General features: G+C 73.8%; 13 protein-coding genes. 8 read left to right on the plus strand and 5 right to left on the minus strand.

Annotation, left to right across the window (positions count from 1 at the left end; all coding sequences use genetic code 11):
- Positions 1–158: 158 nt before the first annotated feature.
- The 4 genes from ACFY0D_RS19010 to ACFY0D_RS19025 all read right to left on the minus strand — a co-directional run bounded on the left by ACFY0D_RS19010 (position 159) and on the right by ACFY0D_RS19025 (position 5,238).
- Positions 159–1,454 (minus strand): hypothetical protein, encoded by a 1,296-nt coding sequence (locus tag ACFY0D_RS19010; RefSeq protein ID WP_301371030.1) that lies wholly within the window; start codon positions 1,452–1,454, stop codon positions 159–161.
- 212 nt (positions 1,455–1,666) lie between these two features.
- Complete coding sequence (locus tag ACFY0D_RS19015; RefSeq protein WP_390799353.1) at positions 1,667–2,869, minus strand: S8 family peptidase; 1,203 nt, start codon at positions 2,867–2,869, stop codon at positions 1,667–1,669.
- 131 nt (positions 2,870–3,000) lie between these two features.
- The gene (locus ACFY0D_RS19020) at positions 3,001–4,638 is read right to left on the minus strand and encodes a serine/threonine-protein kinase (RefSeq protein WP_390799354.1); all 1,638 of its coding nucleotides are present in this window, start codon (positions 4,636–4,638) and stop codon (positions 3,001–3,003) included.
- Between the two features lie 156 nt (positions 4,639–4,794).
- On the minus strand, positions 4,795–5,238 hold the full coding sequence (locus tag ACFY0D_RS19025) for a GNAT family N-acetyltransferase (protein ID WP_390799573.1): 444 nt from the start codon (positions 5,236–5,238) through the stop codon (positions 4,795–4,797).
- 114 nt (positions 5,239–5,352) lie between these two features.
- On the opposite strand from ACFY0D_RS19025, the gene ACFY0D_RS19030 reads away from it, so the two are divergent.
- On the plus strand, positions 5,353–6,123 hold the full coding sequence (locus tag ACFY0D_RS19030; protein WP_390799355.1) for an alpha/beta fold hydrolase: 771 nt from the start codon (positions 5,353–5,355) through the stop codon (positions 6,121–6,123).
- 95 nt (positions 6,124–6,218) lie between these two features.
- On the opposite strand, the gene ACFY0D_RS19035 is transcribed toward ACFY0D_RS19030, so the two are convergent.
- On the minus strand, positions 6,219–6,743 hold the full coding sequence (locus tag ACFY0D_RS19035; protein ID WP_390799356.1) for a hypothetical protein: 525 nt from the start codon (positions 6,741–6,743) through the stop codon (positions 6,219–6,221).
- A 191-nt stretch (positions 6,744–6,934) separates the two neighbouring features.
- On the opposite strand from ACFY0D_RS19035, the gene ACFY0D_RS19040 reads away from it, so the two are divergent.
- The 7 genes from ACFY0D_RS19040 to ACFY0D_RS19070 all read left to right on the plus strand — a co-directional run bounded on the left by ACFY0D_RS19040 (position 6,935) and on the right by ACFY0D_RS19070 (position 16,205).
- Entirely contained in the window at positions 6,935–7,399 is a 465-nt protein-coding gene (locus ACFY0D_RS19040; protein WP_390799357.1) for a phospholipase, read from the plus strand.
- 274 nt (positions 7,400–7,673) lie between these two features.
- Positions 7,674–8,165: a hypothetical protein gene (locus ACFY0D_RS19045; protein ID WP_390799358.1), complete on the plus strand. Its 492-nt coding sequence runs from the start codon at positions 7,674–7,676 to the stop codon at positions 8,163–8,165.
- Entirely contained in the window at positions 8,162–9,190 is a 1,029-nt protein-coding gene (pstC, locus tag ACFY0D_RS19050; protein ID WP_390799359.1) for a phosphate ABC transporter permease subunit PstC, read from the plus strand. Before ACFY0D_RS19045 ends, pstC begins: the two co-directional genes overlap by 4 nt.
- The gene (pstA, locus tag ACFY0D_RS19055) at positions 9,187–10,605 is read left to right on the plus strand and encodes a phosphate ABC transporter permease PstA (protein WP_390799360.1); all 1,419 of its coding nucleotides are present in this window, start codon (positions 9,187–9,189) and stop codon (positions 10,603–10,605) included. Before pstC ends, pstA begins: the two co-directional genes overlap by 4 nt.
- 71 nt (positions 10,606–10,676) lie before the next feature.
- Entirely contained in the window at positions 10,677–12,416 is a 1,740-nt protein-coding gene (locus tag ACFY0D_RS19060; protein ID WP_390799361.1) for a phosphate ABC transporter substrate-binding protein PstS, read from the plus strand.
- Between the two features lie 5 nt (positions 12,417–12,421).
- A complete protein-coding gene (locus ACFY0D_RS19065; RefSeq protein ID WP_390799362.1) occupies positions 12,422–15,109 on the plus strand; it encodes a hypothetical protein in 2,688 nt (895 codons plus the stop codon).
- Between the two features lie 100 nt (positions 15,110–15,209).
- Positions 15,210–16,205 (plus strand): hypothetical protein, encoded by a 996-nt coding sequence (locus ACFY0D_RS19070; RefSeq protein WP_390799363.1) that lies wholly within the window; start codon positions 15,210–15,212, stop codon positions 16,203–16,205.
- The last annotated feature ends 7 nt before the right edge of the window (positions 16,206–16,212 follow it).

The following is a 16,212-nucleotide window of genomic DNA, read 5'->3' on the forward strand; positions in this document are numbered from 1 at the left end:
GGGGGGGGGCGGGGGGGGGGGGGGGCGGGGGGGGGGGGGGGGGGGGTGGGGGGGGCGCGGGGGGGGGGGGGGGGGGGGGGGGGGGGGGGGGGGGCGGGGGGGGGGGGGGGCGCCCCCCCCCCCCCCCCCCACCACCCTGGGCCGAGCGGCCGTACGGGTCAGGCGATCGAGAAGGTCACGACCGTCTGGTAGGTGTCCGCGAACATGAAGGGCGGGAGCTGGATCATTCCGGCGCCGCCGACGGCGAACTCACCGCCGGTCAGCTCGTCCCCGCCGGCGGCCTGGGAGGCCACCTTCATCGGGACGTCGGAGATCGCGCCGGGCGTGCCCGCGGTGCAGGTGCTCGGGCTGTCCGGGTTGGTCACGGTGCAGGACGGCTGGATGCCGATCTGCGCCTTCGCCATCGAGTGCCCGGTGGTCTGGTTCAGGAACGGCGTACGCGTCGCCGTCACGTCCCAGCCGAGCGAACCGCCGCGGAAGTCCTGGACGGTCGCGGCGTTGAAGACGCCGACCACCGACTGGGCCTTGCCGTTGATGGTGACCGCGCCGAAGCTGACGGCCGGCTGGCCGTCCTTCGGGCCGAGGGCCAGCGGGCCGGGCAGGACCTCGACGTCGACCGGGTTCTTCACACCGGCCTGCTCCTCCAGGAACACGAAGGCCTTGTACGGGGTGATCGAACCGTCGATCCTGATCGCGTCGGCCTTCTTGGTGACCGTGATGTTGCAGGTGGCCGCGCCGGACGCGTCGGCCGTGCCCGCACCGGTGTCACCGGTCACCGCGCCCGCGAGCAGGGCGGAGCAGGTGACGGCGCCGGCCGGGAAGTTGGCGCCGGTCACGGCGACGGCGGTGCCCGCCGGGCCGCTGTTGGGCGTCAGCTTCGTGGTGATCGGGTCCTTGGGCAGGGCCTCGACCGCGACCGAGCCGAGCGAGGCGCTCGGGCGCGGAGCCGGGGTGCAGGTGGTGGTGAAGACCGAACCGGAGAGGTCCGCGTCGGTGACCGCCAGGTCGAGGGCGACCTGGACGGTCGTGCCCTCGGTGCCGTCCGGGATCTTGATGGTTCCGGAGAACGCCTTGGGATCGAGCGGCTGTCCGGCGATGACGGAGACGGTCTCCGGCGGGCTGGTGACCACCTGGGTGGTGGTCCCGACCTTGAGGGTGATCTTGGAGGTGTTCACCGTGGTGACGGAGAACCCGGGGATCAGCGGGCTCGCGCCCGGGTCGATCGTGATCGGGACGACGTCGCCGGCCTTGGCGCCGTCGGGCAGGGTGACCGTCCAGTTCTGGTTGCCCGAGCCGTCCGGCTGCGGCGCCGGGGCGTCGCAGTTCTCGAAGACGGCCGTGGTCTTGGTCGCGGCCTGCGCGGATCCCGTCAGGGCCACCACGCCGCCCGTCAGGGCCAGAGACAGGGCTCCCGCCCCGGCCAGCACTCTTCGTCGATACGTTCTCGTACTCACTGGGTCGCGACTCCTTCGTCATGACGAACCCCTCCCCCCACCCGCTGTGTGGGGGAGGCCGAGCCGGTGCGGTGGCCGACATTGACGCGTCGCCGTGATGAGAAGTCAATGACTTGCTTTCGCCCGAAGCACACAGAAATTGATGGGCCATCAGGGAGAGTCTGATGGCCCATCGGATACCGACCGGTCGGGGTGCCTGGGAAGGGGTGGGGCTAGCGCCCGGTGGGGGTGTGGAGCAGCAGGTTCGGGGTGCCGGCCGGGAGCCCGGTGATCCGGTCGGACACGGCGCTGTGCAGCAGTTCCTCGGTCACCTGCGCCGGGGTCCGCGCCGTACCGCGCGCCAGGATGAGAGCGGCGACCCCGGCCACGTGCGGGGCGGCCATCGAGGTGCCGGAGGCGCGGGCCGTGGCGGTGGTGGAGTCCTTCCAGGCCGAGGTGATGCCCACGCCCGGAGCCGAGAGGTCCACGCAGGGGCCGTGGTTGGAGAACGGCGCCCGCCGGTCCTCTGCGTCGGTCGCGGCGACCGTGATGGCCTGGGGGACGGAGGCCGGGGATCCGCCGCAGGCGTTCTTGCCGTCGTTCCCGGCGGCCGCGGTGAAGGTGATCCCGGCGGACACGGCCCGGACCACGGCCGTGTCGAGGGCGTGGCTGCGGGTGCCGCCCATGCTCATGTTGGCCACGGCCGGGGTGGCGGGAGCCCTGGCGGCGTCCTTCACCACCCAGTCGAGACCCTTCAGGATCGCCGAGAGAGACGCGGAACCATCGCAGTCGGCCACCTTCACCCCGACGAGCGAGACCCCCTTGGCCACCCCGTACGTCTCCCCGCCCACGGTCGCCGCGACGTGCGTGCCGTGGCCGCTGCAGTCGCGGGAGCTGCCGAGGAAGACCGCGTTGTAGCCGAAGCGGGCGCGGCCGCCGAATTCCAGGTGGCCGGTGTTGATGCCGGTGTCGACGACGTAGACGGTGACGCCCTCGGCCCTGCCGGGGTACGTGTACGAACCGTCGAGCGGGAGTTCGCGCTGGTCGATGCGGTCGAGGGACCAGGGCGCGGGAGCCTGCGGCGCCATCTGCGGCTCGGGGGTGCCGGTGGCTCCGGGGGTGTCGGGGGTGTCGGTGGTGTGGAACTCCGCGTCCGGCTCCACCGAGGCCACCCGGGGGTCGGCGGCCAGGACGGCGGCCCGGGCGGCGGTGGTGCGTACGGCGAAGCCGTTCAGGGCGGCGTCGTAGACGGGTCCGACCTCGTCCCCGGCGTCCACGGCCGCGGCGGCCAGGGCACGGGTCGGGGCGCGGGAGGTGGTGTCCTTGAGGACGACGACGTAGGGGGAGGCGGCATCGGGGCCGGGATCCGGAGGGGATCCGGTGACGGTGGCGGCGAGCAGGGCGGCGGCGGGGAGGAGCGCGGCGAATGCGGTCATGCGGCCGATGCTCCGCGAGTGGCGGCGCGGGCGCGCGGAGGGTGCGCCGGGTGGGCGCACGACACGCCGCCGCGCGGGCGGATCCGGGCCCGGCCCGGGCCCGACCCGGGCCCGCGCGGCCGACCCCTCCGTCAGGCCGCGCGCCAGACCGTCATGTCGACCGACAGAAAGCTGTTCACCCCGGCCATCTTCCAAGTTTGCTTGATCGTCAGTACGAGCAGTGCGATGTCACCCGACGGGTGTTTGACGCAGAACTCGCTGCCGACCGGTGCCAGGATCAGGCTCTCGCTCTTTTCGTCGGCGTGTTCGAGCGCGGTCCGGCAGGCTTCGAGCGAGCCAGGCGCTTTGCCTTGCAGCAGGACGATCACACTGGTGTCACTTTCCAGTATGCAGTCGTCCCCTTCGCAGTTGAGGCGGAGGTCCCCCGTGCGGTCCTTGCGCTGGACCGGCTCCTTGATGCTGACCGAGTCCGCCTTCCCCATGACCAAGAAGGGGTAGGGAATGGGTCTTGGCGGGCCGCTCGGGCTCGGGCTGGGTTTCACGGCCCCCGGGGTCGGGTCGCCGCTCGCCGAACGGGACCCGCCCGCCGGTGTTCCCCCGGCCGTCGGGGACTTCGCCCGGTCGCGCATTCCGTCCACCGCCTGGTCGATCACCACCCAGAGCGTGCCCAGCAACATCGCGGCCGTCGCCACCGACGCGACGGTGAGCAGCGCGTTGCGCCGCCGGCGCCTCCGCCTTTGCTCCGGTCCTTCCGGAGCCGGCTGCGGAGGCTGCCACACCTGGCGCATCGTGTCCGGGGAGAGGGCGGCCGGGGCGCGCGGCGCCGCGGGTGCCGGTACCGGTGCCGAGCCGGGTACGGGCTCGGGCAGGGGCTCCGGGACCGTCGGCTCCGGTCCGGTCACCTCGCGCCAGAGCGCCGGGCCGCCATCCGCGTCGGCGTCCTCGCCCAGTTGCGTCCGGCACCACGCCACGATCTCCGCGGGGGTGGCACGCTCCCGCGGATCGGTGGCCAGGCACCGGGCGATCAGCGGGCGCAGCTCCTGCGGCAGCCGGGACAGGTCGGGCTCGGAGTGCACGATCCGGTACAGCACGGTCGCGGAGGGGCCGGTGCCGTACAGCGGCTCGCCCAGCGCGGCGAACGCCGCCGTCTGGCCCAGCGCGAAGACGTCGGCGGCTGCGGTGACCTCACCCGCCGACGCCTGCTCGGGGGACATGTACTGGGGCGTGCCGATGGTGGCGCCCGTGGCGGTATGGGCGGTGGTGTCGGACGCCAGCGAGATGCCGAAGTCGATGACACGGGGCCCGTCGGCGGCCAGGAGCACGTTCGACGGCTTCAAGTCCCGGTGCACGATGCCCGCGTCGTGGATGGCCTGCAGGGCCTCGGCCACGCCCGCCGTCAGCCACAGCACGGCGGGCAGGGGCAGCGGTCCGCGCCGGGCCACGGCCTGCGACAGCGAGGGCCCGGGTACGTAGAGGGTGGCCAGCCAGGGCGGTGTCCCGTCGGCGTCGGCGTCGACCAGTTCGGCGGTGTACGCGCCCCGGACCCGCCGGGCGGCCTCCACCTCACGGCGGAACCGCCGTCGGAACGCGGGATCCTCGGCCAGTTCCGGGCGTACGACCTTGATCGCCACCGGCCGCCCGCCCTGGGTGTGCGACAGGTAGACGCGGCCCATGCCGCCCGCGCCGAGCCGGGCCGCGATGCGGTATCCGGCCACGGTGGACGGATCGTCCGCCCGCAGCGGCTCGAACACCTCGGTCGCGCTGTTCATGGGCCTCCCCCCGATCCCCTCGTCGACCGAAGGGCCGACCAGCGAACACCCTAAGCGCCGGGCAGGAGCCGGAGGTTGCCGGGGAGGCGGCGCGCGGAGCGCCGGGCGGGCGCCGGGCCGGGTCGGGGCGGGTCGGGCCGGGTCGGGGCGTCCCGGCTACGGGGCGAGGGGCCAGCCGCGCATCGAGAAGACACCCTCGTCGCGGGCGCCGGCGGCGTCGTAGGTGGCCAGAGCGGCCTCGTTGTCGGTGTCGACCCCCACCCACATGCCGTAGCAGCCGCGGGCCTTGGCCTCCTCGGCGAGGGCCAGCGTCAGATCGCGGCCGATGCCGCGACGGCGGTACCCCTCGTCCACGGAGAGCTCGTACAGACACATCTCGGTGCCCTTGTCGGGGTGGCTCATCTCGATGCCGGAGACCATCCCGGCGGGCACGCCGTCGACGTAGGCGATGAGCATCAGGTGTCCCGGGGCGGCGAGGAAGCGCTCGGACCACTCCGTGCGGGCAGGCCCGTCGAAGAGGGACTCGGCGGCCGTGAGCTCGGCGGGGGTGAGGGCCCGGCGGATGTCCATGGCGGCCACGATAGTGCGCGCATGACGGATGGTCAGCCGATGTCCGATACGGCGTGGCGGCCGCGGCGCACCCCTGCGCCCGGCCGGCACTTAGCCTGTTCCGGCTGTCGAAGAGTGCTGCCGAACCACTTGAGGGGGAGCATCGTGAGGAACGCCGTGGTCACGCCCGAGGGCGACCGGATCCGCTGGGTCGAGCTGGCGGGGGAGGAGCCGGCCCGGGTGTACGTGCACGGGCTCGGGTCCACCTCGCCCGCCTACTTCGCGGCGAGCGCCACCCATCCGCTGCTGGCGGGGCGGCGTTCGCTGCTCGTCGATCTGCTGGGCCACGGGCACAGCGACCGGCCCGAGGGGTTCGGCTACACCCTCGAAGCGCATGCCGACGCGCTGGCGGCCGCCCTCACCGAGGCCGGTGTGGAGGGCGCCGAGCTGATCGCCCACAGTATGGGCGGGGCCGTGGCCATCGTGCTCGCGGACCAGCACCCCCACCTGGTGTCCCGGCTGGTGCTCGTCGACGCCAATCTGGATCCGCAGCAGCCCGGTCCCGTCATGCCGGGCAGCAGCGGGATCGCCTCCTATACCGAGGAGGAGTTCCTGGCCGGGGGCTGGGCCGAGGTACGGGACAGGGTCGGCGCGCACTGGTGGTCCACGATGCGGCTGGCCGGCCGAACCGCCCTGTACCGCACGGCCGTCCACCTGGCCGCCGGCACCACGCCCACCATGCGTGAGCTGCTGCTGGAGTCGAAGATCCCGCGCACCTACCTGCTGCCCGAGGCGGACGGCCCGCTCCCGGGCGCCGAAGCCCTCCAGGCCTCGGGCGTGGCCGTGGTGTCCGTCCCCGACTGCGGGCACAACATCATGCTCGACAACCCGGACGGCTTCGCCCGGGCCACCGCGGAGGCACTGGCCCGCGACTGAGCGGCCCTGCCCTGCCCTGCCCGCCCGCCTGCCTACCCCGCCCGCCCGCCCGCCTGCCTGCCGCGCCTGCCTGCCCGGCCGGGCAGGCGGAGTGGTCAGCCCTGGGTCCGGGGCGCGGAGGCGGCGCCGTCCCGGGGGCCCACGGAGCCCGGGGACGGGGTGCCGTCCGTCCAGGCGTAGACCCGCTTGCCGCGCACCACGACCTGGTACTGGTGGGCACCCCGGCACTCGGACCGCACACCGTCCCGCAGGCTGCCGGGCCACCATTTGGCGTGCAGATCCGGCGCGGCGCCCACCGGCTTCGGCGTGCCCGCGCCGCACTGCGGGCCGTCCAGCGGGGTCGCGCCGAGGGTGAACCGGATCAGCCGGGCCTCGCCGCTGGTGCGCACCCGTATGCGGACGTCGGTGGCGTCCTTGGGTATCCAGGACGGCAGGGCGAAGGGCGCCTTCTCCCGCGTGGGGGCATCGGCGGCGCTCGCGAAGCGCTTGCCCTTCTCCTTGTACACCTTGCTGTCGATCGTGTCGGTCACGGGGTTGGGCGGCAGATTGGGCAGCGCGAAGGCGGCGGTGGCGAGGACTCCCACGGTGGCTGCGGCGACGACGAGCGGGCGGCGGTTCATGCCTTCCAGTCTCGGCGGGCGGGCCCCCGCCGCGCGTCCCTCCTCAGGACGAACCTGAAGTGCGCCGCAGGTCCCATACGGACTCATACCTGGGAGGGTGTCGGGTCCGGTTCCGGCGAGGCGCAGTAACCGCCCGGTGCCCGGGGGAGTTGGCCGGAGGTGACCCGTCCGCCCAGGCACCGAGGAACCCCATGCGCCGTCGCCGCCTCGTCCCCGCTCTCGCCGCCGCCACCGCCACCGCGGTGCTCGCCCTCGCCCCGGCGGCCTGGGCGACGCCGCAGGTCCCGGCCGACAAGCCGCAGGTGCTGAGCCGCTGGACGCAGACCAGCGCCGCCAGCTACCACGAATGGGCCGAGGCCGGCGAGCACCGGGCGGCCTGGGCGGCGTACGGCTTCGACTGGTCGACGGACCACTGCACCTCGTCCCCCGACAACCCCTTCGGCTTCCCCTTCGCGGACGCCTGCGCGCGCCACGACTTCGGGTACCGCAACCACCGCGCCGCAGGGCTGTTTCCGGCCGCCAAGACCCGGCTCGACCTGGCGTTCCACGCGGACCTGAAGCGGGTCTGCGCGCAGTACTCGGGCTCCCGCAGGAGCTCCTGCGACGGCACCGCGTGGACCTACTACCAAGCGGTGCGGCTTCTCGGAATTTCCTAGGGATCACAGGGTCCACACACGTCCCCTCCTCTCGTTCACACGTTCTCCGTTTCTGCTTCACCCATCCGTGTGCCGAACTGCCCTACGCCCCGTGGATTGTCATGCCCGCGGCCATGGGTGGGTGGCCGATTTCAGGCCACGCACGGCTTGTGGGGAAGGGGGCGGACCGGTGTCTCGGCCACGTTTTCTGTTCGTGTCGTGGGTGGACGTCGCACGACGTCAGGGGCCCGGGCGCGCCGCGGACCAGGGGGGTGCCGGAGGCTGTCCCGCAGCGGTGACCTGGCGTCTGGTCGGCGCCAACAACCACGAGCTCGGCCGCAGTCCGCACGTGCACAGCAGCCTCACGGCCTGCTGCTCCGCCGTGGAGCGGCTGCGCGCGGAGGCCGCCCGGGTCAGCGCGCTCGTGGTGATGGCCCCCGGGACCGGCGGCGGCACAGGCGGCGGGACCGGCACCGGCGGCGGGACCGGCGGCGGGTCACCGGCCGCTGCCGGGGCCACCGCCGGGGCTACCGCCGGGGCCCCTGCCGGGGGTGGCCCCGGTGCCTGGACCTGGCAGCTCAACCTCGACGAGCACTGCGTGGCCGTGGCCGTCCGCACCTTCCGCCGCCAGCGCGAATGCCGTCACAGCCTCCAGCTCTTCCTGTCCGCCGTCACCGAGGCGCAGGTCGCCTCAGGCGTCACCTACACCCGGCGGCTGCGCGGCCTGCGCCTGCCCGGCGCCGGTGACGCGCCGGGGCTGGCCGTCCGCGGAGGAGGCCTGCTGTGACCACCGCGACCACGACCGTCGTCACCGCGCCCGAGCCCGCCGACCGGGGCGACGCGCCCCGCCCCCTCGTCAAGGGCGGCGACCCGGCCGACCGCATCTTCCGCGGCTCCGCCCGTGGCGCCGGCGCCACGGTCCTCCTGATCATGACCCTGGTCGGCGTCTTCCTCGGCGGCCGCGCCCTGGAAGCCCTGAGCGACGCCGGCCCGGCCTTCCTCACCACCTCCGCGTGGGAGCCCGACTCCCACCGCTTCGGCATCGCGACCGTCCTCACCGGCACCGTCCTCATCGGAGCCGTGGCGATCGTCTTCGCCGTGCCGCTCGCCGCGGGCACCGCCCTCTACATCACCGAGTACGCGCCGCGCCGCCTCAAACGGACCCTGATCAGCCTGGTCGACCTGATGGCCGCGGTGCCCAGCGTGGTCTACGGCCTGTGGGGGCTGTTCCTGTTCCAGCCGAGCGTCGTGGGCCTCTCCCGCTGGCTCACCACCTACTTCGGATGGTTCCCGCTCTTCGCCGTCGACGGGGACAGCCCCCGCGACCCGCTCAGCCCGAACACCTTCTACACCTCCTCCACCTTCATCGCCGGGATGGTCGTCGCGCTGATGGTCACGCCGATCGCCTGCTCGGTGATGCGCGAGGCCTTCGCCCAGGCCCCGCCGGGCGAACGCGAGGGCGCCTTCGCCCTCGGCGCCACCCAGTGGGGTGTCATCCGCTCCGTCGTCCTGCCCTTCGGCAGGGGCGGGATCATCGGCGGCACCATGCTCGGCCTCGGCCGCGCGCTGGGGGAGACCATCGCCGTCTACCTGATCATCTCCCCGGTCTTCGTCCTCCAGCCGCACGTCGTCCAGAACGGCGCCAACTCCGTGTCCGCCCTCATCGCCCTGCGCTACGGGTCCGCCAGCGAGTTCGGGATGTCCGCGCTGATGGCCGCCGGCCTCGCCCTCTTCCTCATGACCCTCGTCGTCAACTTCATCGCGTCCTCCGTGGTCGCCCGCAGCCGGTCCGGAGCGGGGGCCGAGGCATGACCGTCACCACGCACCCGACCGCCGCGGCCACCGCCGACGTGTCCCGCACCGTCTGCCCCGAGGTCGTCCCCGACGGCCCCGGCGCGCCCGCCGAACAGCGCCGCAACACCTCCTCCCTGCACGCCCGCGACGTCCTCGCCCTGCTCGGGGCCGCGGCCGCCGCACTCGGTCTGACCTCCCTCCTCTTCGGGCGGGTGCTGCCCTTCGACGCGCCGCTCGGCTTCACCGTCGTCCTCTACCTCGCCTTCATGGCGCTGTACGCGGTCCTCGTCTCCCTCGACGAGAACGGCTCGGCCGTCCGCGCCCGCCTCGCCCAGGCCTTCGTCCACAGCGTCGCCGCCCTGCTGCTGGCGGCCCTCCTGCTCGTCGTCGGCTACGCCATCGTGCGCGGCCGGGAGGCACTGGCCCACCTCAACTTCTTCACCGAGGACATGTCCGGCACCGGCCCGCTGGACCCGCTCACCCAGGGCGGGGCCCTGCACGCCATCGTCGGCACCCTGGAGCAGATCGGCATCGCCCTCGCGATCACCGTCCCGCTGGGGCTGGCCTGCGCCGTCTTCCTCAACGAAGTCCCCGGCCGCTACGCACGGTTCGTCCGCACCATCGTCGAGGCCATGACCGCGCTGCCCTCGATCGTGGCCGGCCTGTTCGTCTACGCCACCTGGATCCTGCTCCTCGGCCACGACAAGTCCGGCCTCGCCGCCGCCCTCGCCCTGTCCGTGATGATGCTGCCGATCATCATCCGGGCCTCCGACGTGGTGATCCGGCTGGTGCCGGGCTCGCTCAAGGAGGCCTCCTACGCCCTCGGCGCCGGCCAGTGGCGCACCGTGTGGACGGTGGTGCTGCCGACCGCCCGCTCCGGGCTGACCACCGCCGTGATCCTGGGCACCGCCCGCGGCATCGGCGAAACCTCCCCGGTGCTGCTCACCTCGGGCATCGCGGCCGGGCTGAACGCCAACCCCGTCGAGGGGCCGCAGATGTCGCTGCCGCTCGCGACCTTCAGCCTCGTCGGCTACCCGGACAAGACCATGATCGCCCGCGGGTTCGGCTGCGCCGCCCTGCTGATGGCCCTGGTGCTGCTGCTGTTCGTGATCGCCCGCGTCATCGGCGGCCGGGCTCCGGGACAGCTCAGCCGCGGCCAGCAGCACCGCCGGGTCCTCGCCTCGGCGCGCGACGCGGAGCGCATGGCGGCCAGGGCCGAGCAGCGCGAGCAGGACCTGACCGAGGAGCCGGTGGGGCCGGGGGAACCGCACGGGCCGGGGAAGCCGGGTGAGCCGCACGGGCCGGGGCAACCGCACGGGCCCGGGGAGCCGGAGGGGGTGGACCTCGGCGGGGCGGGAGGGCCGGCTCCGGGAGGTTCCGCTCCGCTCGCGCAGCCGGCCGAGCGGCGGACCGAGCCTCCGCCCCGGGCGTAGCCGTGCCCGCGCTCCGCGCATCCCGCCGCACCACGCTTCGTACGATCCGTCACCGATCAGGAGAGTTCCCGATGCCCGGACGACCCCCGGCCCACCACGGACGTGCCCCCTCGGGCGTCCTCGTCCGCGCGCTCGCCCTGCTCCTCGCCGCGGTCGCCGTCGCCCTGCCCGGTGCCGCGCCCGCCGCCGCCGAGAGCTACGTACCGGTGTCCGGCGCCGGTTCCACCTGGAGCCAGAACGCTCTCGACCAGTGGCGCGCCAACGTCAAGCAGTACGGCATGACGGTCAACTACAGCGGCACGGGATCGTCCGACGGCCGCAACCAGTTCCGCAACGGAACGGTCGACTTCGCCGTCTCCGAGATCCCCTACGGCATCAAGGACTCCGGCGTCGTGGACCCGGCGCCCTCACGGAAGTTCGGCTACATGCCCATCGTCGCGGGCGGCACGGCCTTCATGTACAACCTCAAGATCGGCAACCGCCGCGTCACCAACCTCCGCCTCTCCGGCGAGGTCGTCGCCAAGATCTTCACCGGTGCCATCACCACCTGGAACGACGCCGCCATCAAGGCCGACAACCCGGCCCTCGCCGCCTCGCTGCCCGCCCGCCGGATCGTCCCCGTCGTCCGCTCCGACGGCTCGGGCACCACGGCCCAGCTGACCAACTGGCTGGCCCAGCGCCACGGCGGTCTGTGGGACGCCTACTGCGCCAAGGCCGGCCGCTCCACCCCCTGCGGGCAGACCTCCAACTTCCCCGTCGTCGCAGGCCGGGGCTTCGTCGGCCAGTCCGGTTCCAACGGCGTCTCCGGCTACGTCGCCCAGGACGGCAACGTCGGCACCATCACCTACGTCGAGTACTCCTACGCGGTCGCCACCACCGGCTTCCCGGTCGCCAAGATCCTCAACGGGTCGGGCTACTACACCGAACCCACGGCCCAGAACGTCGCCGTCTCGCTCACCAAGGCCAGGATCGGGGCCGACCTCACCCAGGACCTGTCCCAGGTCTACGACGAGAGCAGCGACCGCCGCAACTACCCGCTCTCCAGCTACAGCTACATGATCATCCCGAACGCGCAGGAAGCGAACTTCAACCCGCAGAAGGGCAAGGCGCTCGGCGCCTTCGCCTACTACTTCCTCTGCGAGGGCCAGCGCTCGGTCGACCGGCTCGGCTACTCGCCGCTGCCGATCAACCTCGTGCAGGCCGGACTGGAACAGGTCCGCCGCATCCCCGGCGTCACCGCGACCACCATCGACATCAAGAACTGCAAGAACCCGACCTTCTCCGCCGACGGCACCAACACCCTCGCCACCACCGCGCCCCAGCCCGCCGAGTGCGACAAGAAGGGCGCCACCCAGTGCGAGGTCGGCACCGGCGGCAACAAGACCCCCACCCAGACGGGCAGCGCCTCGGGCGGCTCGGGCGGCTCCGGCGGAGCCGCCGCGTCCGGCGGCAGCGGCGGTGGTACGGGCTCGGGCGCGTCCGGCGGCGCCGCGGCCACCGGCGGATCCGGTACGGGCGGGGGCGGGGCCGACGGCGGGGCGGCCGCCACCGGCGGCTCCGGCTCCGGCTCGGGTGGCGCCGAGGGCGCCGCCGACGGCGGCGCGGGAGCCGTCGACCCGGAGACGGGCCGGCCCCTCGCGGCCGGGGCGGGCGACCTGTTCGGCATCCCCGTCACCACCGCCACCGGCATCGGCGGGCTGCTCCAGACCGCCCTGATGGTGCTGGGCGCGCTGATCCTGCTCACCCTCACCGTGGGCCCCCCGCTGCTCACCCGGCAGCTGGCCCGGCGACGCACGGGAGGCGGTTCCTGATGCGCATGCTCCGCATACCCCGGATACCCCGCATACCCCGCATACCCCGCGTACTCGGCATACCCCCGCGGCTCCGCCTCGCGCTGGGCGCGCTCTGCCTCGCCCTGCTCCCCGTCGTGGCCGCCACCGGCCCCCTCGGTCCCTTCGGCCCCGGCGCGCAGAACGCGTACGCCGCCGACGGCCCGGCCGCCGGCGGATCCGCGGCGACGGTCACCGGCTCCGGCGACTTCGCCACCCTCAAGGTGACCGTCAGCCAGACCCGCAACCTCGTCGACCAGGTCGTCAAGGTGTCCTGGACCGGCGGGGCGCCGACCGTCTCGGACACCGCCTACGCCGCCAACTACCTGCAGATCATGCAGTGCTGGGGCGACGCCGCCACCGGCCCGACTACCGACCAGTGCCAGTTCGGTGGCTCCTCGGCGCTGGGCGCGGGCGCCGGCAACCAGGCCGCCGGCGCCTACACCAACAGCCGCCAGCTCAACTACGGCGACCGCCTCAAGGACGCGGAGAACCAGCCGCTGCCGCCGCCCACTCCGAGCGGGATCTCCTTCGCCCCCTTCCGGACGGTGGGCGACGACCCGGTCAGCCCGGGCAACTGGAACGAGTTCTTCGACGTCAACAGCACCAACGAGGTCCCCTACGCCCGCACCAACGCCCGCGGCACCGGCGAGGTCTGGTTCGAGACCCAGACCGCCATCGAGGCCCCCGGCCTCGGCTGCGGAGCCGGCGTCCGCGATCCGCAGGGCGCCACCACCGGCCGCGGCTGCTGGCTGGTGGTCGTCCCGCGCGGCACCGCCGAGATCGACGGAACCCCGTACACCAGCCAGTCCGGCGGGCAGCTCCAGTCCTCCCCGCTCAGCCCGGCGAACTGGAAGCACCGCCTCGTCGTCCCCCTCGGCTTCGAACCGCTCGGCAGCTTCTGCCCGATCGGCGCCGAGGAGCGCGGCACGCTCGGCAGCGAGATGGCCGCCGAGGCCGTCACCCGCTGGCAGCCGGCCCTGTGCCAGACCGGCGGCAAGGCCATCTACGGCTACGCCCAGGTCCCGGACGAGACGGCCCGCGTCAAACTGCTCTCCGGCAGCCCGGGCCTGGTCTTCCTCGGCCGGCCGGCCGCCGCGTCCGCCCCCGGGTCCGAGACCCGCAAACCCGTCTACGCGCCCGTCGCCCTCTCCGGCATCACCATCGGCTACTTCATCGAGAGCCAGGCCGGTTTCGGCGCCCCCGACGAGGTCAAAGCCCGCAACGGCACCCGCCTCGGCTCCCTGCGGCTGACCCCGCGGCTCGTCGCGAAGCTGCTGACCGAGTCGTACAAGGACGGCAACTCGCGCTTCGCCGAGAGCACCGCGAAGAACCCGGAGAACCTGGGCCGCGACCCGGAGTTCATCCGCCACAACCCCGACTACACCGGCCTCGACTTCGGCGGCAGGCTCGGCGACGCCCTCGTACCGCAGCCGCTCGCCGACACCACCCGCCAGCTGTGGGAGTGGGTGGCGCAGGACCCGGCGGCCCGGGAGTTCCTGACCGGCGTGCCCGACAACGCGGGCACCTACGGGGACCGCGCGTACGCGGGCATGGCCGTCAACCCGCACTACAAGGACCTGGCGCTGCCGAGCGACAGCTTCCCCAAGAGCGACCCGTACTGCCAGCCCTTCGACGACCGGCCCTCCTTCCCGCTCTGCATCCAGGACAAGCACCCCTACGCCAGCGACATGCACGCGGCCGCCCGCGCCGCGAGCCGCGGCGACACCCTCGCCCGTACCTCCTGGGACGCGACCGCCACACCCCCCGCGTACAAGAAGGACCCGCCGCAGCCGGCCGGCGCCCGGGCCGTGCTCGCCGTCACCGACACCGCCACCGCCGACCGGTACGGCCTCGTGCGTGCCGAACTCCTCAACGCGGCGGGCCGGTTCGTGGCACCGGAACCGGCCGGTCTCATCGCCGCGGCGGGCGCCCGCAAGCCGGGTGCGGAGGGCGCGGAGGGCGCGGACGGCGCGGACGGAATCAGTTCCCCCGACCCGGCGGCCAAGGACCCTGCGGCCTACCCGCTCACCGTCCTCACCTACGCGGCCACCGTGCCCGCCGACCTCACGGTGGCGGAGGGCAAGGACTACGGCAGCCTGCTCGCCTACGCGGCCGACCGGGGCCAGACCCCGGGCGTGGCCGCCGGAACCCTGCCGCACGGCTACGCCCCGCTGCCCGAGGCCCTGCGGGCCCGGACCCGCGAGGCCGCGCGCAAGGTCACGGCCGAGGCGGGCAAGAAGCCGGCTCCGGGCGGGCCGACGGGCGCCGAGACGGGCGGAGCCACTGCCTCCGGCGGTACGTCGGCCGCCGCGGGCGGTTCCGCCGGCGGTGCGGCAGCCGCCCCGGGCTCCGGCGGGTCCACCGCCACCGGCGGCTCCGCCCCCGCCCCCGCATCCGCCGCGGGCGGCGCGGCTCCGGCCGCCGCGGCTCCGGCCGCACCCGGCGCATCCGCGGCACCCGCCGCCACCGCGGGCCAGGCGCCCGCCGCGCGGGCCACCGGTGACACCCCGCGCTGGGTGGTCGGAGCCATCCGGCACGTGCTGCTGATCTGCCTGATCGTGGGCGCGCTCGCGGCCTTCGCCGGCCCGCTGCTGCCCCGCTTCTGGCCCCGTCTCCTGCCCCACCTGCGCGCACTGCGCGCGGGCGCCGCCCACCGCGACGAAGGGAGGTGATACCCGGCCACAACCGTCTGATTCGTCCGCGCCAACGGAACTTCACCCAACGCGTGCCGGGCACCACCCGGGGCGCAGCCTAGCTGAGGGGCAAACCCGCGTGAACAAGAAGAAGATCGCCTTCGCCGCCGCGGCGGCCGCACTGGCGCTGGCCGCCACCGGCGGCAGCATCGCCTTCGCCGACCCGGCCGGCCCGCCGCCGTACCGCCAGCTGTCCGGCGTCGGCTCCGACACCACCCAGGACGTCATGAACGGGCTGGCCGCGGCCATCACCGTGAACGGCCAGAAGGTCATCGGCTCGTACGACGCCACCGGTTCCGCGAACATCACCACCAAGGACCCGGCGGCCAACCCGAACTGCACCATCGCCCGCCCCAACGGCAGCGGCGCCGGCCGCTCCGCGCTGCTGACCTCCCTCCAGGCGAGCAACGGCTGTCTGGACTTCGCCCGTTCCTCCTCCCTCAACCTGGCGGCCGCGGCCCCGGGCCTGACGTACGTCCCGTTCGCGGTGGACGGCGTCAGCTACGCGATCACCCCCGGTTCGGCGATCCCGCGCAAGCTGTCGCTGACCGACCTGAAGGCGATCTACCACTGCGACCCGAACTACGTGGGCGCGGGCCCCAACTACGACATGACCGTCTACCTGCCGCAGGCCGGTTCGGGCACCCGCAGCTTCTGGGAGTCCCAGATGGGCATCACCGACGCCGACGTCGTCGCGGGCGTCTACCCCTGCATCAAGGACAAGAAGGGCAGCGCCCCGGTCCAGGAGCACGACGGCCGGGTCCTCGACGACAAGTCGATCGTGCCGTTCTCCATCGCGCAGTACCAGTCGCAGTCCTCGCAGACCATCGCCGACCTGCGCGGCCGCGCCATCCTCGGCACCGTAGACGGCCTGGCGCCCACCGTGCTCAACAGCGGCTTCGGCGTGAAGCGCGACGTCTACAACGTCATTCCGACCGGCAAGGTCGCCACCGCGCCCTGGAGCACGGTCTTCGTCGGCGCGAACTCCGAGATCTGCAAGCAGAGCGCAGTGATCAACACCTACGGCTTCGCCACGAACCCGAACTGCGGCGACACCACCAAGCAGACCCCCTGATCACCGA

The sequence above is a fragment of the Streptomyces sp. NPDC001502 genome (assembly GCF_042894785.1).
GTDB classification, from domain to species: domain Bacteria; phylum Actinomycetota; class Actinomycetes; order Streptomycetales; family Streptomycetaceae; genus Streptomyces; species Streptomyces kutzneri.

What these genes read in the sequence shown, in the direction of transcription:
- ACFY0D_RS19020 (WP_390799354.1), bottom strand. Translation starts at nt 4,638, where the DNA reads ATGAACAGCGCGACCGAGGTGTTCGAGCCGCTGCGGGCGGACGATCCG.
- pstA (WP_390799360.1), top strand. Translation starts at nt 9,187, where the DNA reads ATGACCGTCACCACGCACCCGACCGCCGCGGCCACCGCCGACGTGTCC.
- ACFY0D_RS19065 (WP_390799362.1), top strand. Translation starts at nt 12,422, where the DNA reads ATGCTCCGCATACCCCGGATACCCCGCATACCCCGCATACCCCGCGTA.
- ACFY0D_RS19035 (WP_390799356.1), bottom strand. Translation starts at nt 6,743, where the DNA reads ATGAACCGCCGCCCGCTCGTCGTCGCCGCAGCCACCGTGGGAGTCCTC.
- ACFY0D_RS19040 (WP_390799357.1), top strand. Translation starts at nt 6,935, where the DNA reads ATGCGCCGTCGCCGCCTCGTCCCCGCTCTCGCCGCCGCCACCGCCACC.
- ACFY0D_RS19015 (WP_390799353.1), bottom strand. Translation starts at nt 2,869, where the DNA reads ATGACCGCATTCGCCGCGCTCCTCCCCGCCGCCGCCCTGCTCGCCGCC.
- ACFY0D_RS19060 (WP_390799361.1), top strand. Translation starts at nt 10,677, where the DNA reads ATGCCCGGACGACCCCCGGCCCACCACGGACGTGCCCCCTCGGGCGTC.